Origin of the sequence: Solwaraspora sp. WMMA2080, from assembly GCF_027497395.1 — a bacterium.
In the GTDB taxonomy this organism is placed as follows: Bacteria; Actinomycetota; Actinomycetes; order Mycobacteriales; family Micromonosporaceae; genus Micromonospora_E.
Genome location: NZ_CP114910.1, coordinates 2,498,575 through 2,519,754 on the forward strand (window position 1 = coordinate 2,498,575; position 21,180 = coordinate 2,519,754).

The 21,180-nt window shown below is 73.6% G+C and carries 17 protein-coding genes and 2 tRNA genes; 4 read left to right on the forward strand and 15 right to left on the reverse strand.

Features of this window, described 5'->3' with window-relative positions:
• Window positions 1-23: 23 nt before the first annotated feature.
• The 3 genes from O7543_RS11435 to leuC form a co-directional block, all read right to left on the reverse strand.
• Complete coding sequence (locus O7543_RS11435; protein ID WP_281553845.1) at window positions 24-668, reverse strand: HU family DNA-binding protein; 645 nt, start codon at window positions 666-668, stop codon at window positions 24-26.
• 237 nt (window positions 669-905) lie between these two features.
• On the reverse strand, window positions 906-1,493 hold the full coding sequence (gene leuD, locus O7543_RS11440; protein ID WP_281553844.1) for a 3-isopropylmalate dehydratase small subunit: 588 nt from the start codon (window positions 1,491-1,493) through the stop codon (window positions 906-908).
• 38 nt (window positions 1,494-1,531) lie between these two features.
• Window positions 1,532-2,989 (reverse strand): 3-isopropylmalate dehydratase large subunit, encoded by a 1,458-nt coding sequence (gene leuC / locus O7543_RS11445; RefSeq protein ID WP_281553843.1) that lies wholly within the window; start codon window positions 2,987-2,989, stop codon window positions 1,532-1,534.
• A 49-nt stretch (window positions 2,990-3,038) separates the two neighbouring features.
• On the opposite strand from leuC, the gene O7543_RS11450 reads away from it, so the two are divergent.
• The gene (locus tag O7543_RS11450) at window positions 3,039-3,725 is read left to right on the forward strand and encodes an IclR family transcriptional regulator (RefSeq protein ID WP_123600449.1); all 687 of its coding nucleotides are present in this window, start codon (window positions 3,039-3,041) and stop codon (window positions 3,723-3,725) included.
• Between the two features lie 156 nt (window positions 3,726-3,881).
• Here the strand turns inward: O7543_RS11450 and O7543_RS11455 are convergent.
• From O7543_RS11455 to O7543_RS11465, 3 genes are all read right to left on the reverse strand, one after another.
• Window positions 3,882-3,954: transfer RNA gene (locus O7543_RS11455), tRNA-Glu, on the reverse strand.
• Between the two features lie 112 nt (window positions 3,955-4,066).
• Window positions 4,067-4,141 (reverse strand) — tRNA-Gln (locus O7543_RS11460).
• A 78-nt stretch (window positions 4,142-4,219) separates the two neighbouring features.
• Window positions 4,220-5,023 carry a fumarylacetoacetate hydrolase family protein gene (locus O7543_RS11465; RefSeq protein WP_281553842.1) on the reverse strand — a complete coding sequence of 268 codons (804 nt, stop codon included), beginning with the start codon at window positions 5,021-5,023 and terminating at the stop codon, window positions 4,220-4,222.
• A gap of 198 nt (window positions 5,024-5,221) precedes the next feature.
• Here O7543_RS11465 and O7543_RS11470 point away from each other — a divergent pair, with 198 nt between their 5' ends.
• Entirely contained in the window at window positions 5,222-6,421 is a 1,200-nt protein-coding gene (locus O7543_RS11470) for a hypothetical protein (RefSeq protein WP_281553841.1), read from the forward strand.
• A gap of 48 nt (window positions 6,422-6,469) precedes the next feature.
• Here O7543_RS11470 and O7543_RS11475 read toward each other — a convergent pair whose 3' ends face one another.
• Window positions 6,470-7,063, reverse strand: a complete 594-nt coding sequence (locus tag O7543_RS11475; RefSeq protein WP_281553840.1) for a helix-turn-helix domain-containing protein — start codon at window positions 7,061-7,063, stop codon at window positions 6,470-6,472.
• 214 nt (window positions 7,064-7,277) lie between these two features.
• Between O7543_RS11475 and O7543_RS11480 the strand changes: the two genes are divergently transcribed.
• Together O7543_RS11480 and O7543_RS11485 are read left to right on the forward strand one after the other, a co-directional pair.
• Window positions 7,278-7,469, forward strand: coding sequence for a hypothetical protein (locus O7543_RS11480; RefSeq protein WP_281553839.1), 192 nt, complete (start codon window positions 7,278-7,280; stop codon window positions 7,467-7,469).
• 138 nt (window positions 7,470-7,607) lie between these two features.
• On the forward strand, window positions 7,608-8,969 hold the full coding sequence (locus O7543_RS11485) for a radical SAM protein (RefSeq protein ID WP_281553838.1): 1,362 nt from the start codon (window positions 7,608-7,610) through the stop codon (window positions 8,967-8,969).
• A gap of 11 nt (window positions 8,970-8,980) precedes the next feature.
• Here O7543_RS11485 and O7543_RS11490 read toward each other — a convergent pair whose 3' ends face one another.
• The 8 genes from O7543_RS11490 to O7543_RS11525 form a co-directional block, all read right to left on the reverse strand.
• Window positions 8,981-9,400, reverse strand: a complete 420-nt coding sequence (locus O7543_RS11490; protein WP_281553837.1) for a winged helix-turn-helix domain-containing protein — start codon at window positions 9,398-9,400, stop codon at window positions 8,981-8,983.
• Between the two features lie 89 nt (window positions 9,401-9,489).
• Entirely contained in the window at window positions 9,490-11,313 is a 1,824-nt protein-coding gene (locus O7543_RS11495) for a thiopeptide-type bacteriocin biosynthesis protein (protein WP_281553836.1), read from the reverse strand.
• On the reverse strand, window positions 11,310-12,569 hold the full coding sequence (locus tag O7543_RS11500) for a nitroreductase family protein (protein ID WP_281553835.1): 1,260 nt from the start codon (window positions 12,567-12,569) through the stop codon (window positions 11,310-11,312). The genes O7543_RS11495 and O7543_RS11500 overlap by 4 nt, the downstream gene beginning before the upstream one ends.
• A gap of 8 nt (window positions 12,570-12,577) precedes the next feature.
• Window positions 12,578-14,527, reverse strand: a complete 1,950-nt coding sequence (locus O7543_RS11505; RefSeq protein ID WP_281553834.1) for a TOMM precursor leader peptide-binding protein — start codon at window positions 14,525-14,527, stop codon at window positions 12,578-12,580.
• 3 nt (window positions 14,528-14,530) lie between these two features.
• Entirely contained in the window at window positions 14,531-16,537 is a 2,007-nt protein-coding gene (locus O7543_RS11510) for a hypothetical protein (RefSeq protein WP_281553833.1), read from the reverse strand.
• Window positions 16,537-17,715: a lantibiotic dehydratase C-terminal domain-containing protein gene (locus O7543_RS11515; RefSeq protein WP_281553832.1), complete on the reverse strand. Its 1,179-nt coding sequence runs from the start codon at window positions 17,713-17,715 to the stop codon at window positions 16,537-16,539. The genes O7543_RS11510 and O7543_RS11515 overlap by 1 nt, the downstream gene beginning before the upstream one ends.
• Complete coding sequence (locus O7543_RS11520) at window positions 17,708-20,428, reverse strand: lantibiotic dehydratase (RefSeq protein WP_281553831.1); 2,721 nt, start codon at window positions 20,426-20,428, stop codon at window positions 17,708-17,710. Before O7543_RS11520 ends, O7543_RS11515 begins: the two co-directional genes overlap by 8 nt.
• On the reverse strand, window positions 20,425-21,180 hold the full coding sequence (locus tag O7543_RS11525; RefSeq protein ID WP_281553830.1) for an ABC transporter permease: 756 nt from the start codon (window positions 21,178-21,180) through the stop codon (window positions 20,425-20,427). Before O7543_RS11525 ends, O7543_RS11520 begins: the two co-directional genes overlap by 4 nt.

Here is a 21,180-nt window from a genome sequence, read left to right on the forward strand (position 1 = left end):
TCCGGCCGGTGTGGCCGGACGGCTCAGCGGGTGGTTTTACGGGCGGTGGACTTGCGCGCCGGCGACTTCTTCGCCGCCGTCGACTTGGCCCCGGTCGACTTCGCCGCCGTCGACTTGGCCGCGGTGGACCGGGTCGCGGTGGTCTTCTTGGCCGTGGACTTCTTGGCCGGCGCGGCCGCAGCGGACCGGGTGGTCCTGGCGGCGGCGGTCTTCTTCGCCGTACCGCCGGCCGCCCGCTTCGCCGGCGCCTTGGTGGCGGTCGCCTTGGCGGCCGTACCGGTGGACTTCGCCGCGCCACGGGCGGTGCTCTTGGCCGCCGTGGACTTGGCCGCGGTGGCCTTCGTCGCCGTGGACCTCGCCGCGGTCGACTTGGCCGCGGTGGCCTTCGGCGCCTTGCCGCTGGCCACCATGTCCTTGAAGCCCGCGCCGGGCCGGAAGACCGGCACCGAGGTCTTCTTGACCTTCACCGACTCGCCGGTACGCGGGTTGCGCGCTGTTCGAGCCGCGCGGACGCGCTTCTCGAACACCCCGAAACCGGTGATACCCACCCGGTCGCCCTTGGTGACTGCCGACTGAACCTCGGCCAAGACGGCGTCGAGCGCCGTCGTCGCCGTCTTGCGGTCTCCCAGGCGAGCAGCGAGCGCATCGATGAGCTCTGCCTTGTTCACGAGTTCCCTCCCGTATGTGCAACTGGACTCAACGAGCCATTCTGCGCGCACGGTATGCCCTGTACCGGCAGGACACAAACATCTGCCGGAAAAAAGTCCTTGTGTCGTAACGGATTCGCCCCCAACCGGTGGCCCGGGCCGACCGGTTGGTATAGCCGGACGGTTGGTGGGCCACCGGATGGGGGCGGAATCGGCGTCGGGAACCCGTTGAGAAGGGGCCGGCTCGACGGTTGTGCGCTATGCCACGACGGGCTTGAACGACAACCGCCCACGCTCATACTCGGTGATGACCGACTCGTGACGCAGGGTCAGTCCAATGTCATCCAATCCCTCCATCAGCCGCCACCGGCTGAAGTCGTCGATCGGGAACGACCAGCCGGAGGCACCTGCCCTGACCTCCCGGGCGGCCAGGTCGACGGTCACCCCTGCGGCCGGGTCGGCCTCGACCAGCGACCACAATTCCTCAATGGCGGGCATTTCCAACTCGACCGGCAGCAGACCTTCCTTGAGCGCGTTGCCGCGGAAGATGTCGCCGAAGCGGGGGGACAGCACGGCTCGGAAGCCCCAGTCCCGCAGCGCCCACACCGCGTGTTCACGCGATGACCCGGTGCCGAACTCTGGGCCAGCGACGAGAATAGATGCTCCGGAATACGAAGGATTGTTCAGAACGAATCCCGGATCCTCGCGCCAGGCATTGAACAGACCGTCGGCGAAGCCGGTCCGGGTGACCCGCTTGAGGTACACCGCCGGGATGATCTGATCGGTATCTACATTAGATCGGCGCAGCGGGACGGCGGTCCCGGTGTGCACGGTGAACTTGTCCATGTTCGTGGTCCCGTCTCGTGGTGCGTGTCCGGCGGCGGTCAGTTGAGGTCCGCCGGCGCGGCCAGCCGGCCCACCACGGCGGTGGCGGCGGCCACCGGCGGCGACACCAGATGGGTACGCCCGCCCCGGCCCTGCCGGCCCTCGAAGTTGCGGTTGGAGGTGGAGGCGGAGCGCTCCCCCGGCCTGAGCGTGTCCGGGTTCATGCCCAGGCACATCGAGCAGCCGGCGAACCGCCACTCGGCACCGGCGTCGGCGAAGACCTTGTCCAGCCCTTCGTTCTCGGCCGCCTCCCGTACCTTGGCCGACCCGGGCACCACGAGCATCCGTACCCCGTCGGCGACCTTGCGCCCGCGCAGCACGTCGGCGGCGGCCCGCAGGTCCTCCAGCCGGCCGTTGGTGCAGGAGCCGACGAAGACCACGTCGACCGGCACGTCGCGCAGCGCGGTGCCGGGCCGCAGGTCCATGTACTCCAGCGCCCGGCGGGCGGCGACCCGCTCCGCGTCGGTGTCGAACTGCTCCGGGTCGGGCACGACGGCGCTCAGCGCGGTGCCCTGCCCGGGGTTGGTGCCCCAGGTCACGAACGGCGTGATCTCGCCGGCGTCCAGGATCACCTCGGCGTCGAACGTCGCCCCCTCGTCGGTGGCCAGACTGGACCAGTACGCCACGGCGGCGTCCCAGTCGGCACCCTGCGGCGCGTTCGGCCGACCCTTGAGGTAGGCGAAGGTGGTCTCGTCCGGCGCCACCATGCCCGCCTTGGCACCCCACTCGATGGACATGTTCGCCACCGTCATCCGACCCTCCATGGAGAGCCGGCGGATCGCCTCGCCCCGGTACTCGACCACGTAGCCGCGACCACCGCCGGTGCCGACCTTGGTGATCAGCGCCAGCACCAGGTCCTTGGCGGTGACCCCCGGGCCGAGTTCGCCGGTGACGGTGACCGCCATCGTCTTCGGCCGGGACTGCGGCAGCGTCTGGGTGGCCAGCACGTGCTCGACCTCGCTGGTGCCGATGCCGAAGGCGAGTGCCCCGAACGCGCCGTGGGTCGCGGTGTGCGAGTCGCCGCAGACGATCGTCATGCCGGGCTGGGTCAGGCCCAGCTGCGGGCCGATGACGTGCACGATGCCCTGGTTGTCGTCGCCCAGGGCGTGCAGCTTGATGCCGAACTCGGCGCAGTTGCGGCGCAGCGTCTCGATCTGGGTACGCGACGTCGGGTCGCTGATGGTCAGCAGGTCGCCGCGCCGGCTGTTGAACGCCGGGTCGGCGTACCCGGTCGGGGTGTTGTGGTCCTCGGTGGCGAGGGTCAGGTCGGTCCGGCGCACCGGCCGGCCGGCCATCCGCAGCCCGTCGAAGGCCTGCGGACTGGTGACCTCGTGCAGCAGGTGCAGGTCGATGTAGAGCAGGTCCGGCTCGCCCGCGGCGGATCGCACCACGTGCGCGTCCCAGACCTTCTCGGCCAGGGTCCTGGGCGATGTCGGCTTCGAAGTGGCTCCCACCATCTGGACATCCTAAATTCTGGGAGGTATGTTTCGGCTTGTGGGACACAGTATGAGCGGTGTCGGCGTTCTCGACAAGGCGGTGGTGATCCTCGCGGCCTGCGTGGACGGCGCCAGCCTGGCCGAACTCGTCGACCGGACCAAGCTGCCCCGGGCCACCGCGCACCGGTTGGCACAGGCCCTGGAGATCCACCGGATGCTGGTCCGGGACACCCAGGGGCGGTGGCGGCCCGGCCCCCGGCTGGGCGAGCTGGCCAACGCCGCGCCCGACGTGCTGTTGACCGCCGCCGAGCCGCTGCTGGCCGCGCTACGCGACGCCACCGGCGAGAGCGCCCAACTCTACCTGCGCCGGGCCGACGAGCGGATCTGCGTCGCCGCAGCCGAGCGGGCCAGTGGCCTGCGCGACACCGTGCCGGTCGGCTCGGTGCTGCCGATGACCGCCGGGTCCGCCGCCCAGATCCTGCTGGCCTGGGAGCCGCCCGAGGCCGTCATGCCGCTGCTGCCCCGCTGCAAGTTCACCGGCCGTACGCTCGCCGAGGTGCGCCGGCGCGGCTGGGCGCAGAGCGTCGCCGAGCGGGAGGCCGGGGTGGCCAGTGTCTCCGCACCGATCCGGGACCGCACCGGCCGGGTGATCGCCTCGGTCAGCGTCTCCGGGCCGATCGAGCGGCTCGGCCGCCGGCCAGGTGAGCGGCACGCCATGGCCGTGGTCCGCGCCGGTCAACGGCTCTCCGGGCTCTGAATCGGGCATTGGCTCCGCGCCCTGCCGTGCTCTGAGCAGGCCCAGTTTCCGGATAACTCGGCGCAGGCCGGGCCAGGTCGGGCATGATGGTCAGCGACGGACGGTGACCCGCCGACGAAAAAGGCGCCCTCGTTGAGGAGGGCGCCTTGAGCGCTGTAGCCCCGACCGGATTCGAACCGGCGCTACCGCCTTGAGAGGGCGGCGTCCTGGGCCGCTAGACGACGGGGCCAGAACTTTCCTGGTGCAAACTACCGTTTCGTGCTGCTGTGTCCTGTTGGACACGGTGCCGAACTCTAACAGAGACCAGCACCCCGACGCCATCTGGAGCCTTCCGGCGTCGGTGGCTGGGGTACCAGGACTCGAACCTAGACTAACTGAACCAGAATCAGTCGGGCTGCCAATTACCCCATACCCCATCGGTGCTCGCCGCACCGGGACAGAACTCTACCTGACCCCATGGTGCGCGCCAAATCGGGATACCGCAGCGGTTTGCCTCAGTCCGCCGCGACCACCGGGTTGGCCAGCTCACCGATGCCCTCGATCCGGACCGACACCGTGTCGCCCGCGGTCAACTCGCTCACCCCGGCCGGCGTCCCGGTCAGGATCACGTCACCGGGCAGCAGCGTCATCACGTGTGACACGTACGACACCAGGGTCGGCACGTCGAAGACCATCTGCTTGGTCCGGCCCAGCTGCCGTACGTCCATCTCGTCCGGCTTCGGACCCACCTCACAGCGGACCTCCAGGTCGGCGACGTCCAGCCCGGTGACGATCCACGGGCCGATCGGGCAGAACGAGTCAAAGCCCTTCGCCCTGGTCCACTGGCCGTCCGACCGCTGCAGGTCCCGGGCGGTGACATCGTTGGCGCAGGTGTAGCCGAAGATCGCCCGCTCGGCGGCGGCCCGGTCGGCGCGCCGGGCACCTGGCGGTCCGATCACCACGGCGAGCTCCGCCTCGTGCTCCACCTGCCGAGACTGCGCGGGCAGCCGGATCGCGTCCCGTGGACCGATCACCGAGGTCGACGGCTTGAGGAACAGCAACGGCTCGGCCGGCACCTCGGCACCGTGTTCGGCGGCGTGGTCGGCGTAGTTGCGCCCGACGCACACCACCTTGCTGGGCAGGATCGGCGACAGCAGCCGGACGTCGGCCAGCGCCCAGCGCTGCGACGTGAAGGTCAGCTTGCCGAACGGGTGGCCGTCGACCTCGGCGACGGTCAACGCCTCGGGGCCGGCTCCCGGCTCCCCCTCGACGACCCCGAACGACATTCCCTTGCCATGGGCGAAACGAGCGATACGCACCCGGTCAATGTATCGTCCCGTGCCTGCACCACCCCGACGGTCACGGCAAAGGGCGACAACGGTCACGACGAGGGCGACAACGGGCGCGACAAGGGGCGGAAATCTAGCACCGGTCACCGGATCAGGTGTGCGGAACCGCGCTTTACCGACTGGACGGCCGGTACCGGCCTACCGTTCGGGTCGGGGGGCGGAATCGAGATGGCTATGTCATGGTGGCGACATGCGCTGCGGGCCGGGCTGTTCGGCGTCGTTCTTGTGGTCGGCGGGGGGATCCTGGCACCGGGCGTGACCCCGGCACGGGCCGAGAGGGCTGCTTCGGTACCGGCCGAAGGGCAGGAGCTGGTCGCGGTGACGATCAACGAGATCGGGCAGAGCGCGGCGACCTACCGGGTCGAGGCGGTCAACCGGACGGTGTCCCCGGTCGACGTCACCCTGCGGATGGCCGTACCGACCACCACCTCAGTGGCCACGGTCGGCGCCGGCGGCCGGGTCGACGCCTCGGAGATCACCTGGCAGTTGAGCCTGCCGGCGAACAGCGGGCAAACGGTCACCGCGTCGTTTCGGCCGGGCGGTGCCGGCACCGCGCAGACCTTCCCGGTCTGCGCGTACGAGCGGGACACCGCGCGGCCGTACGACTGCGCGAGCGCCCGGTGGACCCCGACGGCCGGCATCGAGGCGGCGGACCCGGCCTGGTGGCAGCGCCCGTCGATGCCGCTGATCGGCGGGCTGACGGCACTCGTCGTGGTGGCGATGATCGGGTACGGGTGGCGCCGCCGGCTGCGGGAGCGCCGGGTCGACCGACGCCGGGTCGTCACCCCGGCCGGGCGGCGGGTGCGGTTGCCGGCGGCGGTGCCGGCCGCCCCGAAGCGCCGCTGGCGCCCGGCTACGCCGCTGGTGTTCGGCCTGCTGCTGGCGATGCTGACCGGGCTGGCGGTGGCGGCGGTACGCGTGGCGAGCTACGGCAGCGAGGTGCTGGACCGGGCCAACCAGGCGCCCAGCGGGTGGATCGGTGCGCCGCCGGCCGGCGGGTTCGGGGTGCTGCTGACCGAGGCCGCCTTCGAGTTCACCGTCTTCCGGATGGCCTGCGCGCCGGCTGATGGGCAGAGGCAGGATCGGCGGTGTGTCGCCACAGTCGGGCTGCGCAACCGCAGCGACACCGAACAGTTCTGGTACGGGCCGTTGCAGCGGGCGTACCTGCCGACCGGTGACTGGGTCGGGGTGGACGAGGCGGCGACCCGGCAGGAGAACGGTGGTCGGGACGTCTTCGCCGAGCCGGTGCCACCCGGGGGTCGGATGCTGGTCCCGCTGGCCTTCACGGTCGGCGGCGAGCTGATCCCGGACCGGTTGGAGCTGCGTAGCGGCGCGTTCTCCGCCGGGGTCGCCGTACGGTGGATCTGACGGTCGGCTCCCGGTGGCCCGGCCTGACGGGGTGACTCGGCAGGCGGGTCAGGACAACCCGAGCGGGTGCATGCCGACCAGCATCGCGAACCGGTGCCCGCCGGTGATGGTGCCGTCACGGGGGACACCGGCCTGCTCGAACCGCCGCATCAGGGCCTGCAACTCGTGGCGGAACTCGGCGATCCGGTCCACGGGGATCTCGGCGACCCCCCGGCTGAGCATCATCCGGACCGGGTCGGGTGCCTCGCTGCTACCGGAGATGGTGCCGGCGTGCAGCCCAGCCTCGATCTCGTCCTTGATCTGGTCCAACAGGGTGGCCACCACCTCGTGCACCGAGCTGGGTTCCTCGCCGGAGCGGCGGTGGAAGGTCAGGTTGAGCTGGCCGGCACCGTACTGTTTCTCGATGATGCCATTGACCACCCGGGTGTCCCGGATGTGCAGCAGTTGGTGCTGTTCCAGCTGGTTGATGTGGTAGTAGATCTTGGTGGGCGCGACGCCCACGATCTTCGCCAGCTCCTTGGCGGTCCAGGTCCGCTCGGGCTCGGACATCGCGAGCTCCAGCACCCGCATCCGGATCGGGTCGGCGAGCGCCTTGAGGGTAGCCACGTCCTCGATCACCCGGCTGGCCATCAGCTCCGTCACCGCAGACCTCCGTTCAACCAACGTTCCACGGTTGATTCTACCCCGACGATTGACTTCCATCCGTCGCTCAGTTTATTTTGAACGTCAGCAAGATCGTATCACTTCCGATTCCACCGACTCACCACGCGGGCCGGCACCACCCCCACCTGCCCGCGTCACCCCACCTGCGTCACCACTTCCTTCGCCGCCCCCGCTCCCCTTCCGGAGGTCGACCGTGCCCACCAACCCCTTCTTCGCCGTCGTCGCCGCGATCGCCATCGCCGCCCCGGCCACCCAGGCCGCCGTAGAAGCGCAGCAGCCGGACGAGACACCCAGCCAGGGCATGGTCGTCTTCGAGCTGCCCGCTGAGAGCACCGGCCTGCTCGACGACGGCTCCAGCGTCAACTTCGCCTGCGCCTTCAGCTGACCCGCAGCTCTCACCAGCACCGGACCCGGAGCGACCGCTCCGGGTCCGGTGACGTTGCACCCCACGGTCCACCGCCGCCCACTCCACCACCCTGGTAGCCCTCGGTAGCCACTCGTCGAGACCTCCGAAAGGCCCCACATGGCCCAGCCCGACCTCGTGCTCAGCCGCTACCTCGTGTTCAGCCCGACCACCTACCGGCACCCGTCCGGCCGGCAACTGCGCGCTGTGTTCCACACCGGACGGGCCCGTACCCTCCTGCTCGACACCGACACCGTGCGGACCCTCCTGGACGGCCCCGGCCCGGCCGGCCTGCCCGCCGACGAACAGGCCCGGCTCGCCGAACTCGGCCTGCTGGTGCCCGCCGACCTCGACGAGACCACCGCGACGATCGACGCCGGCGCGCAGGCGGCCGACGACGCCCGACACCGGCAGTTCGTGCTGATGCCGACCGGCTACTGCAACATGGGCTGCGACTACTGCGGGCAGGAGCACCGTCGGGACACCCCGGCCACCCGGCCGACCCGGCACCGCGACGCCATCGCCGCCCGGGTCGAACACGCCATGGCCAGCGGCGAGCACGACACCGTGGTGGTGCGGTGGTTCGGCGGCGAACCCCTGATGGGGTACGCCGTACTCCGCTCGCTGTCCGCCCGGTTCGTGGCCGCCGCGGCCCGGCACCGGGTCGGCTACTCGGCGATGCTGGTCACCAACGGTGCCCTGCTCGACGCCCGCAAGCTGCGTACCCTGCACCAGGACTGCCGGATCGACCGGATGGAGATCACCATCGACGGACCGGCGGAGGTGCACGACGCCGCCCGGCCGTTGAAGAGTGGACAGAGTTCCTTCCACCGCATCACCGCCGCGCTGCGGACCGTGCTCACCGATCCGGAGCTGGCCGGGCTGCAGGTGACCGTACGGACCAACATCGGCCGGCACAACGCCGACCGGGCCGACGAGTTCGCCGCGGCGATGCGCGACGCCGGCCTCGCCGACCCCCGGATCCGGTTCTACCCGGCACCGGTCCACTCGTGGGGCAACGACGTCAGCGAGGTACGGCTGCGCCAGCAGCAGGCCGCCGAGACCGAACTGCGCTGGTACACCGCCTACCTCGCAGCCGGACTGCACTGCCGGCTGCTGCCCACCCACCCGGTACGGGTGGTGTGCACCGCCGTCTCCCGGCACAGCGAGGTGATCGCCCCGGACGGGCGGATCTACTCCTGCACCGAGCAGCCGCTGGTGCCCGGCTTCACCGAACAGCATCTGGACACCGTGGACCGGGCACCGGTCGACCAGCTGCGACCGACCGGCCAGTTCGACGACTGGTACACCGGGCTGCGCGCCGGCGAGACCGGCTGCCAGGGCTGCCCGATCCTGCCGGTGTGCGGCGGCGCCTGCCCGAAACTGTGGCGGGAGGGCATCGCACCGTGCCCGCCGATGAAGGAGAACCTGGCCGGCCGGATCGACCTGTCCGTCCGCTCATCCGGCCTGCTTCCCGTCTGACCCGCCGCTGCTCACCGGGCCTGCTTCCCGTCTGACCCGTCGTCGCCTGCCCGGTTCGCCGACGCGGCGTCGTCGCCGGACCGGTCGGCCGGCGGGAAGTCCCAGCGCAGCGCCAACTGCGCGGCCTGGAAGTACCGCTCCGCCCGGCCCTGGTCGGTCCGCTGGTTGACCACCCGGATCATCCCCTCGTCCGACAGCACCCGCAGGTGGTAGTGCATCAGGCTGAAGGTGATGCCCAGCTGGTGGGCCAACTGGCGGGCGGACAGCGCCCGGTCCGGCTCGGTGGTGAGCACCGCGAGCACCCGCAACCGGATCGGATCGGCGACGGCACGCAGCTGATTGACGCCCTCGAGCACCCGTACCGCCGGGGTCGGCGGACCGGTACCGCCGGGCGGTCGCGCGGACCCCGGTTGCCGTGGCACACTGGACACAGCCCCCGACGTTCCCTGACGGTCGGGGGCTGCACCGTCTGTAGAACTGGCACCGTCTGTGAACCTGGCACCATCTGCGGGTCGGAGCCTCACCGCGCACCTCCCGGGAGACGACCCACCGGCAGCAGGTAGACCAGCACGTCGTCGATGCCGTCCAGGCCGAGCAGTTCGTGGGCGACGTCGTCGTAGAAGCCGCCGATCATGCCGAGCGCCAGCCCGCTCGCCGCCGCCACCATCGACAGCGCCTGCGCCAGGTGACCCGCCTCCGCCACCGCGAACCGCAGCGCCCGCATCCCGTAGCGTTCCCGCAGCTCCCCCAGCTGCACGTAGAGGCCGAGCAGGGCCGGCACCTCGGTGAGCTCGATCCCGCCGACGTCGAGGGCGTCCGCCCCGAACCACATCGACGACGCCTCCAGCTCCGGCACCGACGGGGCCGGGCCGAGCCGCCACAACTGACGGTCGAGGTCGTCCACGTGGTACGCGCCGGGGGCGACACCGGCGACGTCGCGCACGATCAGCCGCATCCGCGCCGCGTACGCCGCGCCGGCGCTCGGGTACGGGCGGTGGGCGTAGTCGTACAGGTCCCCGTTGGGCAGCGGCACCTGGCTGCGGTGGGTCACCCCGTGCGCGCTCCACACCAGGGTGCCCAACTGCTCGGCGGTGACCGGCCCGGTCAGCCGCCCCCGACCGGAGACCCGCCGGCGCAGCACATCAGCGAGTGCGGCACGCGGCGGGTCCCCGTCGGGCAGAGGAACCGGCCGGCCGCCGAACCGGAACGGGGTCCCGCTCCGTTCCGAGACGGCCTCGCGCGGCCTCTGCGTCTGCAACATCCCCGGCAGGAACTTGCTCGCCTCGTGGTAGCGGCGGTCGGCGGCCGCCGCGCCGTCGGCGAAGAAGTCCGTGGGCCCGCCCGGCGCCAGCGCGGTCCCGGCGACCAGCCAGCACACCGACCGCTCCTCATCCGGCAGGATGCCCAGTCGGTTGAACAGCATGTGCAGCTGGGAGCCCCACACCCAGCGCCACCGCTGGTCGGCCGGGCCGGCGGCGGCCGGCCCCTCCAACGCGTCGCGGGCGGCCCGGACGACCTGCGCCCAGTACCCGGCCGGTGACCGCTCCCCCGCCGGGTCCGCCGCGGCGTCGGTACGCTGCGCGTCATCGCGGGCAGCCCCGGCCGCTGTACGCTGCGCGTCGACCCGGGCCACGGTCCGGTCCCACCGGCGGCGCAGCGCGGCGCCCTGGCTGGCCAGCACCCGGGCCGCCTGCCCCTGCACCGCCGCGGCCGGCAGCATCGCCACCTCGTTCTGCCACCGCCAACCGGCGGCGTGGCCGCGCAGCCACCGGGCCGCACCCAACTCGTCCAGGCCCAACGCGGCGGCGGTGGCGGTGGCCAGCTCGGCGGCGACGGACAACCGGGCCGGGCCGGGCGGGACCGCGCCGACGATCCGGGCGGCGATCTCGCTGGACCGGCAGAAGACCTCCTCGGCGACCAGCAGCGCCTGCGGTCCGCCGTACCGGGCGGTCTCCGGCCGGTACGGGATCTCCCGGACGTCGCCGTGGTCGTGCCAGCCGGCGGCCGACCGGGCGGCGCTGCCACCCAGCCGCCGGTAGTAGCTTCCGCTGTCCATCGGGAACACCTCGTACGGTGCCTGGCCGGCGAGCTCGGCCAGCTCCGCCCGCAACCGGTCGCCGACGCCCGGCAGCGGGTCCCGAACTCGGATCCGCAGATGCGGCCCGCCCTCCCAGTAGCGGATGTAGAACCAGTCGGCGATCGCGCCGTCGGCGCGCAGCCGGGCCAGCAGCGGAGCCACGGTCACCGCCAGGAAAGTGTCCAGGTCGGCCGGCGACCAGTAGGCGAAACAGTGCAGTCCCACCCAGGTGCGGGTGGTGGTGACGGTGATGGTCGGTGCGGTCACGGCGACACCTCCGGGTTACTCAGGTCGTAGGCGAAGTCACGCACCCGTGACCGGCCGATCAACAACAGGTAGATCAGGTCGTGCCCGGCGGGCAGACCGGCGGCTGCCTCGGCGGCTGCCTCCCGCACCGCGCGTACCGGCCGGCAGAACAGGCCGACCTCGGCGGCGGCGGTGCCGACGTGCTGGGCGGTGGCCCCGGCCGCGTGCAGCAGCCGCCGGTACGCCGCCGGTACGCCGGTGCGGACGGCGGCCGGCACGTCCGCGCTGACCAGCCAGGCCAGCGGCATGCCGGCGACGTCGACCTCGGTACGCGGATAGCTGTACGCCCGCTGCACCTGCCCGGTCGCGTCACCCGGCCGGGTCGGCTGCGGCGCAGCAGCCCCGGGTCGGCCGGTCGCGGCCGGATCGAGGTGGTACCAGCCGGCCGTCCGGCCGGCGACGTTGCCGACCGCGAGGGTGTGCCGCAGGCGCACCCCGGTCACCGGTGACCCGGCCGGCGGTCGGTACGCGGCGGCGACCAGCCGCTCGAACGCCTCCGCCGGCAGCGGCCGGGGGTCCGCGCCGAACCCGCGTGGGCTCAGCCCGGAGCTGCGTACCGCCCGCAGCCGGTGCCGTGACCAGGTGGGGGCGGTCGACGGTCCGAGGGTGACGGTGAGCCACGGCCCACTGGTGGCAGTAGCGCTGGCGGTGGTGCCGGCGGCGTACCGCAGTCCGTGGCCGGCGGCGGCCTCGGCGAGCGCGCCGGCGACGTGACCGGCCTCCAGCGCGGCCAGCGCGTCGGCGAGCCGGCCGTAGCCGGCCGGCATCCGCGTCGGCTGCTCCCGCAGCACCAGCTCGACCGACCCGTCCGGCGCTGCGACGAGCGACTCAGCGGACGTCGGATACAGCAGTTCGCGGACCGGGTCGACCAGCCAGTCGACGCCGTCGTGCCGCAGCAGCACGTCGACCAGGTGCGCCGCCCGGGGCGACGGGTACGCCCGGTGCTCGTTGAAGCCGTTCCACGGCTCGAACCGGCGCGGCGCCAGCGCTGTACCGAGCGTCCGGACCAGCCGGGCACCGGTCGGCCCGGCGACGGCCGCCAGCTCGGCGAACGGCACGGCCGGGCCGGTGGGCCGGCGACGGTACGGCCGCGCCGACGCGGGCCGGACGTCCTTGCCGGGGCCGTGCGCGTACACCTCGGCGAGCGTGGCGGTGAGCTGACTGGCGGTGAGCTGCGTGGCGGTGAGCTGACTGGCGGTGAGCTGACTGGACGACATGGCCGACCTCACGGGAACGGGTGCGGGTAGAGGGGCAGGTCGGAGTAGTCAAGTGGGGACGGCAGCCGGCCCAGCTGGGCCGGGACCCGCAGCAGCCGGTCCAGGTCCCGGGTGCGGTGGTGCACGTGGCCGAACGTCATCGGCAACGTGCCGGGGACGATCACCTTCGCCGAGTGCAGTCCGAGCCGGTCCCGGCTCGCCGGGTCGGTCTGGTCCACCACGATCGTCTCCAGGCCGTGCGCCGCCCACCGCTCGACGGTCTCGCCGAGCAGCACCGCGAGGTCGGTCACCGGGGCCGGCCGGTCCGGCCACACGTCCCGCCAGTGCGCCGGCGCGTCGCCGGTGAGCAGGAACTCGTACCGCTGCCGGGCCTGCGGCAGGGTGTTCACCGCGACGTGCTCCTCCAGGCCGGTGACCAGCCGGGGGTCGTCGAACATCGCCTGCAGCCGGTCCGGGTCCAGATGGCCGGGTTTGTTGCGGGCCACCTCGGGCAGGCTGAACACGTCGACCACCGCCTCGGCCGCCGCCGACCGCAGCGCCGACCGGGGGTCCGGGTGGGCGCCAGCGGCGAAGAACGCCTGCGGGGCTCCGCTGGTCGGGTCGCGGTGCAGCACCAGGGCCAGCACGGTCGGCACCCCGAGGTCGTTCGTGGCGTCGAAGAACAGCAGGTCGTAGCCGACCGTGTCGAGCCGGTCGACCAGGTGCGGCAGCACCGGGTCGTCGTCGGGTACGGCGACCGGCCGCAGCGGGGTCCGCGCGTACCAGGCCATCAGGAACGCGTCCCGTTCGGCGACCTCGTAAATGCCGTACAGCGCGGCTTCGACGGCGCTGTTGCCCAGCCCGCAGCCGTTGGAGCTCTCGTAGAGGAACCGGGGGCCGTCGCTGCGGTGCAGTCCCCAGTAGGCGACGTGCTCGGGCACCAGCACCGGGCGGCGGCGGCCCAGCGACCAGCCGTGCACCCAGCGAACCCGGGTCTGCGGCGTGTACGGCACCATCCGGAACGCCGGGTGGTCGTAGTGCGCCGGGTCGTGCAGGCCGAGCCGGGCCGGGTCGACCGCCCGGTCCGGGCCGAGGTCGGCGAAGGCCGCTTCGACGGCGGTACGCCGCCGGTGCGGCCGCATCCCGGTGGCCCGCTCGACCGCCTCGAACAGGGCGATCCGCTCCGACTCGGCGAAACTGCGGGCCCGGCCGTAGCCGGCTTCGCGGACCGCCGTGTCGCTGGACAGTTCGCTGGTGCTCAGGGCCATCGGCGAGCGCTCGGTACGGATCATGTGGGCGACCGGCCCGTGCCGCCAGTCGAACAGTTCGGCGCGCAACGCGGCCCGGCTGGTCCGTGGGTTGTCGCCGCGCAGCGAGTACGGGTCGCTGGTCGGCGCGGCGGTCAGCGGCACCTCGGCACCATGCGGGGTGTCCAGCGGCACCGGCCGGCAGATCCGGCAGCCCTGCCGGCGGGGCCGGACCCGGTGGCTGCTGACGGTGGCGTGGTCGGTGCGGATCGCCACCACTGTCGCGTCCAACCGGCCCGGGTCGGTCAGCGCGTCGCCGACCGCGCCGGCCACCATCGGCAGCAGGCTCGGCGGGATGACGCCGCCCTGCCGCAGCTGCGGGTCCCGGCTCGGCACGCCCGGCCCGAACACCCGCAGTCGGGCCTGCTCGGCGCAGGCCAGGCAGGTGCCGGCTCTCGGCCGCAGCACCGGGCCGACCAGCACCAGGCCGCCGTCGAGGCGGACCGGGACGACCGTCGCGGCGGTCTCCCAGGCCCGGCGGCTCAGCTTCGCGGCCAGTGCCGGGGTCCAGTGGTCCAGCAGGACGACCGCGGTCCGGCCGCCGGTGCCGTCTGGCGCCGTCACAGCGTCCAGCGCTGTCCCGGCATCCAGCACCGGGACGGCCGGGTGACCGGCGGCGGCCAGCGCCGCCGCGAGATCGTCGGTCGGGGTCGCAACGGTACGGGTCGACATGGTTCAGGCTCCTCGGCTCGCGGCGGCGGTGGCGGCCACAGTGCTCCCGGTGACGTCCACGGCGGTGCCGGTGGCAGCCGCCGTCCACCAGAAGGACTGCGCCACGAAACCGGTGACGGCCAGCGCGTGGCCGACCGAGTCGGCGTCGGGGTGCGCGTCGGCGGCACCGGTGTCGGCGGCGACCGGCACCACCGGTCGCCCGGTCAGGGTCGCGCCGTCGGCGGTGAGCGCGGCCCGCAGCGCCGCCTGCAACCGCTCCTCGTTGTCGATCACCCCGGCCGGCCAGTACCAGCTGTCGTCCGTCCACGGTGCCAGGTGCTGGTCGGCCGGCCGCCAGGTCGGTGCCGTGCCGGTCAGGCTCGCCGGCCCGGCCGGCACCTCGACGCCGGCGGCCCGGGCCTGGGCCACACCGGTGGCGGCCAGCGCCGCCATCGCCACCGCGTCGGCGGCGGTGGCCTCCACCGCCCAGGCCAGCGGCCCGGCGTCGGTGACGATCTCGGCGTGTACCGCGCCGGCCGGCAGCCGGCGGGCCACCACCCGCGCCGGTACGGCGAACCGCAGGGTGAGCGCCTTCCACCAGCGGCGCGCCGCCGGTTCGCCGGCCCACTCGGCCTCCGGCACCGGGTCCGTGTCGAGCCGGCTGCGTACGGCGTGCACCAGCCGGCGCAGCGCCGCCCCGCTGGCGTGCCGGACGTCGACGCCGATCGCGGCCGTCTCCGCCCAGCGGACCGCTGACCCGGCACCGTCCTCGGCATCGGCGTCCCGCGCGTCACCGTCGCCGCGCGGCGCACCGATACCGAGGACGGTCTCGGCGTACCGCAGGGTGGCGTCGACCCGGGCGGCGTCGGCGGTGGCCGCGACCCCCAGCGCCGGGCCGGCCAGGGCCAGCATCGCCGGCAGTTGCGGCAGGTCGCCGGGGACCGCCGGCGGCAGTACGCCGAGCTCCGGGTCGCTCAGCGCCTCCAGCCGCAGCCCGACCGCGTCGATGTCGGACGGCGCACCGGGCAGCGGCACGCGGGCGGCCGGCAGCCACGGATGGTACGTGGCGCGGACCGGGTCGAGCCGGGCGACCAGGACCGACGGGTAGTACGGCCCGGGGGCGGCCGGTTCGCCGCCGGGCAGGGTGGCGGCTTCCTCGGCCGGGTCGGGCAGACCGGCGACGGCGCAGACGATGCGGTGCGCCGCGGCGGCCCCGATCAGCGCAGCCAGCGCCGGTGTCACCGACGCCCCCGCAAGCGCCGGGCCGGGCGCCTCGCTCAGGCCCGGACCGGCCGCCCCCGCAGCCGCGGGGCCGGGCGCGCGGGACAGGCGGGCCGCGACCGCCGCACCGTGGGCCAGCGACCGGTCCGGCGTGGACACCGGGGTCACGTACCCGATCTCCGGCAGGCAGCGGGCCGCGACCGCCGCCTCGCCGGCCCGTACCACGGTGTCCTGGGTGGTCGCGGCGCCGACCGGGTCGACTGCCAGACCTGCGCCGGTCAACGTGCGGGCCGCCGACGTCGCCACCGGCCCGGTGCCGGCGACGGTGACCGTGGTCGACCGCAGCCGCTGCCAGGCCGCCGCCGGGTCGGCGGCCACCGACTCCAGCCAGCGGGCCAGGTCGGCCGGCGGCAGATCCGGTTCCTCCCGGTCGCCCCAGCCGGCCGGCACCTCGACCAGCATGTCGTGTTCCCGCAGTTGGTCGAGGAGCAGTCGGATGACCCGGTCCACCTCGGGCCGCCCGGCTGGCTGCGCCAGCCGCTGCGGTGTCAGCCCACCGGCCAGGTGCCGGGCGAGGACCTGCCACACCTTCCACACTCCGGCGCCGCCGCTGACGGTGAAGCTCGACGACCATCCGCGTACGTGCACCCCGGTGGCGGTCGGGGTGGCGAACACCACGGGCCGCAGCCGTACGACGATCTCCGCCGCCGACGGCACGGCGTGTTCGGCCACAACGTGTTCGGCCACAACGTGTTCGGCCACAGTGCGGTCGGCGGAACCAGCTTCGGCGGTCGAGGGTCGCGGGCTCATCACGCCACCTCCTGTGCGGTCGCGGCCAACCTGGTCAGGTAGCCGTTGATCCGTTCCTGCCAGGTGACCCCGGTGATCCGCTCCGCTGCCCGGCTCAGCAGGTAGGCGGCGAGATAGCGCTCGGTCGGCCGGACGTCCAGCAGGCCGAGCAGCAGGTACAGCACATTGGTGGCGAACCGGTAGGTGACGAACTCCCGCTCGTACGGAACCCGGTCGAAGTCGATCTGCCGCAGCAGCTGGTGGTACTCGCTGTACTCGGTCCGGTCCGGATGCCAGCGGCGCACCGTGTCCGGGTCGCCGATCTGCTCGGCCCGGTCCAGGTAGCTGAACGCCGGCACCCGGGGCAGTTCGCCGCGCTGGTACGCGACCCCGGTCACCTCGGCGGCGGACACCGTCCACTGTTCCCACCCGCGTTCAACCGGGTCCAGCCCCGACTCCGGTCCCGGCTCCTGCGCGTGCGTCGGGGCGGCCAGCCGGGCGACCAGTGCGGTCGCCGGGTCGGCCGAGCGCCGCCACTGGGCGTCGAACGCCGCCCGCACCCGGCCGTCCGGGTCGTTGAGCACCAGGAACTCCTCCAGGTGCGACAGGAACGACTGGTGGCCGTTGCCGAGCCCGAGCGGGTAGCGGCTGGCGTGCAGCGCCATCGCGGTCAGGCAGGTCCGTACCCGGGCGGCGGCGCCGGCACCGGCGGCGGCCAACCCGTCGGCGGCGGCGGTGACCGCCGGCACCCCGAGGCGCAGCAGCTCGGCGCGGCACTCGACGGCCTCGGCGGAGCCGAACAGGGTAGCCATCGCGCTGTCGTCCACCGGCTCGACGCGGACCGTGTTGTCCGGGTGGATCGGCTGGTACGGCGGCGGCACCAGTTCGATCCGGCCGGCCTGCTCGGCCTGCGCCAGCAGATCGGCGACGCTGATCTGCTCGGTGCTGGGCCGCTCGGCGAGGTGCCCGCGCAGCCGGTGGGCGACCGCGGCGGCGACCACCGCCAGGTCCGCCGGGTCGACCTGGTCGCGGCGGGCCAGCCGGATCCGCAGGTGCGGGCCGTGCAGCCAGTGCCGTTCCAGGTGTACGGCGACCCCCTGGTCGGCGGCCCACCGGGCGGCCGGCAGCACCGCCGAGCGCAGTAGCGGCAGCTTGGTCGGCGAATAGTAGTAGCTGACGATGTCGAGGGCGTCAGTCATTGCCGCCCCACCCCTTCCGATAGGTTTCGGCGACCAGCTCGACGACCCGCCCGTGCGGGCTGCCGGTCCCCGGCACCGGCAGCGCCTCCTCGATCCGCACCGGTCCGTCGTGGCGGCCCAGCAGCCGAGGCAGGTTCCGCAGGTGCAGGGCGTTGTCCAGGTCGACGTACTGCGGTTTGGGCAGCGACAGGTAGCGCTGGTAGTCGTCCGGGCCGCCGCGTACGTCGACGCCGGCGGCGGCGACGAACACCTCGGCGGGCAGGCCAAGCCGGGCCCGCCAGCTGCTGACCGCGTCGAACGGCACGTCGCCGTCGGCGTCCAGGTCGGCACGCAGCCGCCCGGCGTCGTCGGTCGGCAACGTCCAGGACCGGCGACTGAGTACCAGGTCGTGGTAGCGCAGCCGGGTCCGGTGCCGGACACCGGCCAGCTCGCCGGTCGGCGCCAGCAGGCCGGGGCCGACCAGTCCGCTGCTGAGGTCGAAGTGCAACGGTACGGTCCGGTCCGGCATCACGAACGGGACGAGGAACCCGAGGTAGAGCACGTCCAGGTCGGCGCCGGTGTCGTCGCGGACCAGCCGCACCTGATCGGTGACCGGGTCGTGGCGCAGCCCGACCCGGTCGGCGAGCAGGTCGGCCCACCTCCCGTCCTCGCCCACCTCGTGGTCGACCAGCAACGGGTGCAGGTTGGCGTTGAACCCGGTGACCGGGCGGAACTGGGCCACCTGGGCGTGCCGCCCGGCGGTGGCCCGGATCTGCGCGGCCAGCTGCGTCTTCGCCTGCGGCGCCACCAGGTCCAGGAACCGGCTGGTGAACCGGCCCCAGCCGGCGTACACGTGGTTGAGCACCAGCAGGTCGTCGCCGTCGCGGCGGGCCGGCTGGACGAAGAACGCGTACGAGGCGGGCCGGGCGCTGACCCAGTCGGGCAGCGCGGCGGCGGCGTCCCGGACGATCTCCTCGGGCAGGGTGAACTCGGCCGCGTCGGTCGGCGCCGCCGCCCGGATCCGGGTTAGCAGCCCGGCCCGGGTGTCGGCCAGCTCCCGCAGCGCCGGGGTGACCAGGTCGGCGAACTCGGGGTCGGGGTTGATCACCCCGGACGGCGAGACCAGGTTGTACGCCCGCCACACCTGACTCATCTCGGTGGAGAAGTCGGCGGCGCGCTCGCAGCGTCCGCCCACGCCGTACCGGGCGACGAAGCGGTCCCGGACCAGCCGACGCAGCGGCAGGTACTGGTCGAACAGCTCGACCAGCCCGGCCAGGCGGGGCAGCCGGTCGGCGGCGGCGCGCCCGTGGCGCCGGCCCAGCCGCACCGGTTCGCGCAGCGCCACGTCCTCGGCCAGCACCGGTGCGTCGTACCAGGGCAGCCCCACCGCCTGGTACGCCGAGCGCCAGGTGTCGCGCAGCCGGCCCAGGGCGGCGGCCCGGTCGCCGGCCGCGATGGCTCCGAAGCCGCTGGTCTGCTCGTCGATCGCGATGAGCAGGTCGGCCAGGTCGCGGCGATGGTGCCGGTCCAGCCAGTCGGCGAGGTGCCGTACGGCCTTCGGGTCCTGCGGGTCGACGGGTTCGACGGCGAGCAGCAGCCCGGCGGCGAGCACCTGCCCGACGTAGCGGGTCGCGGCAGCGGTGGTGCGCGGCGGGCCGCCGGGCAGCCGGCGAGCCAGTTCGGCGACCAGGTCGCCGGGGGTGATGCCGGCCGGGCCGGCGGCCCGGGTCCGGTCGAGCAGCAGCCGCAGCGGTCCGGTGCAGGCCAGCGACACCTCCTCCTCCAGCACCGAGATGACCCGGTCGACGCCCTGCACCGGGCGGTCCCGGCGGAACGTCAGCTGGTCACCGGTGACGGTGATCGCGGCGGCCAGCCGGTGCGGCACCGTGTCGCGCAGCCCGGGGTCGGCGATCACTGCGGCGAGCAGCCGGGCCAGCAGGGTCCGGTTGGCCTGGGCGACGGCCACCGGCTGCCCGCCGGCCGAGGCCGCGGCACCGGTCGGATCGGCGCTGCCGGTCGGATCGGCGCTGCCGGCCGGGTCGGCCGGTGCCGCACCGCCGGCCGGCTCCGACACCGTGGTCCAGTTGCCCCAGGCGACGTAGGTGAACCAGGACAGCGGGCTGGTCTTCGCGGTGGCCCGCAGCGCGTACCGCAGCGCGTTGGGTTCGGACTTGCGGGCCCGGCTGTCCGGGTTGGCCCCGCTGGCGGCCGCGCGGTCGATCCCGCGTAGCAGGTCGGCGCCGGTGAGGGTGACCGCGCGGCGCAGTGGTTCGGCGGCGCAGACCGCGGCGAGCGCGGCGCGTTCCGCGCCGAGCGCGCCGGTGGCCAGCTCACCGAGCTCGGCGCGCACCTGCGCGGCCTGGCGCATGACGGCCAGCCAGGCCGGCAGGTCGGGCACCCGGTCGAGCAGGCCGTCGAGTTCGGCGACCCGGTCCGGCCGGGGCAGCCGTCCGTTGTGCACGTCGCGGCGCAGCGGCAGCACCGCCTTGCGGTGGAAGTCGGCCGGGTGCCCGTCGGCGCTGGCGTAGAGCGCGTCGGCGAGCCGGGGGGCCAGCTCGGTGATCCGCGACCGTAGCTCGACCAGCCGGCGCAGCGCGGCACGGAACTCGCGGGCACCGTCCGGCGTCGGCGGGTACGGCAGCGCGGCCAGCCGGACCAGCGCGTACGGTGCCAGGGTGGGGTCGGTCGCCGGCCGCCGGTCGGCGGTGGCCGGGACGACGGCGGCCTCGCTCATCCGTACCGCACCCCCTCGTCGCGCCGGAACGCGGCGCGGGCGAGCAGGGCGAACAGGGTCGTCCAGCCCAGCAGCAGGAAGGCGATCCAGCTCGGCCCGATCAGATGGTCGGCCCGGTCGATCAGCGCCAGCACGAAGTACTGGTACTGGTAGGTGGGCACGTACGGCACCACGGCGTGCAGCGCGGACGGCAGGAAGTCGATCGGCACGAACAGCCCGCCGAAGAACGCCAGCAGCATGAACAGCAGGTTGGCCAGCATCATCGCCGGCTGCGGGGCGAACCGGTAGCCGATCGCCATGCCGAGCAGGCCGAACGGGACGGCACCGAGCACCACCGCGCCGAGCCAGACCGGCCAGGCAGCCAGCGGCAGCCGCAGGTCGGTGGTGAATGCGGCGACGACCAGCAGCGGAATCCAGCTGACCACGTTGAAGCCGAGGACGTAGACCAGCCGGCCGGCGAACCGGGTCAGCGGGGACAGTGGCAGCAGCCGCAGCCGCTGCTCCCACGGGTTCTCCCGGTCGGCGGCGACGCCGGCGGCGAGCGAGGCGACCGTGACGTTGAGCGTGGTGTAGAGCAGGAACGGGGTGATCGCGTACTCGCTGCCCAACCCGAGGTCGGCGAAGCGGTTGGCATTGACCAGCCCGAACAGCAGGAAGAAGACCAGCGGGAAGCCCAGCGCCGGGGCCCAGTAGGCGGGCATCCGTAGCGTGTCGAGGGCGTGCGCGCGGGCGTGCAGCAGGACGTAGCGCAT

Excerpts from the sequence above, each read along its gene's own strand:
- O7543_RS11485 (WP_281553838.1), top strand. The coding sequence starts at position 7,608 with ATGGCCCAGCCCGACCTCGTGCTCAGCCGCTACCTCGTGTTCAGCCCG.
- O7543_RS11500 (WP_281553835.1), bottom strand. The coding sequence starts at position 12,569 with ATGTCGTCCAGTCAGCTCACCGCCAGTCAGCTCACCGCCACGCAGCTC.
- leuD (WP_281553844.1), bottom strand. The coding sequence starts at position 1,493 with ATGGACAAGTTCACCGTGCACACCGGGACCGCCGTCCCGCTGCGCCGA.
- O7543_RS11450 (WP_123600449.1), top strand. The coding sequence starts at position 3,039 with ATGAGCGGTGTCGGCGTTCTCGACAAGGCGGTGGTGATCCTCGCGGCC.
- O7543_RS11470 (WP_281553841.1), top strand. The coding sequence starts at position 5,222 with ATGGCTATGTCATGGTGGCGACATGCGCTGCGGGCCGGGCTGTTCGGC.
- leuC (WP_281553843.1), bottom strand. The coding sequence starts at position 2,989 with ATGGTGGGAGCCACTTCGAAGCCGACATCGCCCAGGACCCTGGCCGAG.
- O7543_RS11525 (WP_281553830.1), bottom strand. The coding sequence starts at position 21,180 with ATGCGCTACGTCCTGCTGCACGCCCGCGCGCACGCCCTCGACACGCTA.
- O7543_RS11515 (WP_281553832.1), bottom strand. The coding sequence starts at position 17,715 with ATGACTGACGCCCTCGACATCGTCAGCTACTACTATTCGCCGACCAAG.
- O7543_RS11510 (WP_281553833.1), bottom strand. The coding sequence starts at position 16,537 with ATGAGCCCGCGACCCTCGACCGCCGAAGCTGGTTCCGCCGACCGCACT.
- O7543_RS11520 (WP_281553831.1), bottom strand. The coding sequence starts at position 20,428 with ATGAGCGAGGCCGCCGTCGTCCCGGCCACCGCCGACCGGCGGCCGGCG.
- O7543_RS11505 (WP_281553834.1), bottom strand. The coding sequence starts at position 14,527 with ATGTCGACCCGTACCGTTGCGACCCCGACCGACGATCTCGCGGCGGCG.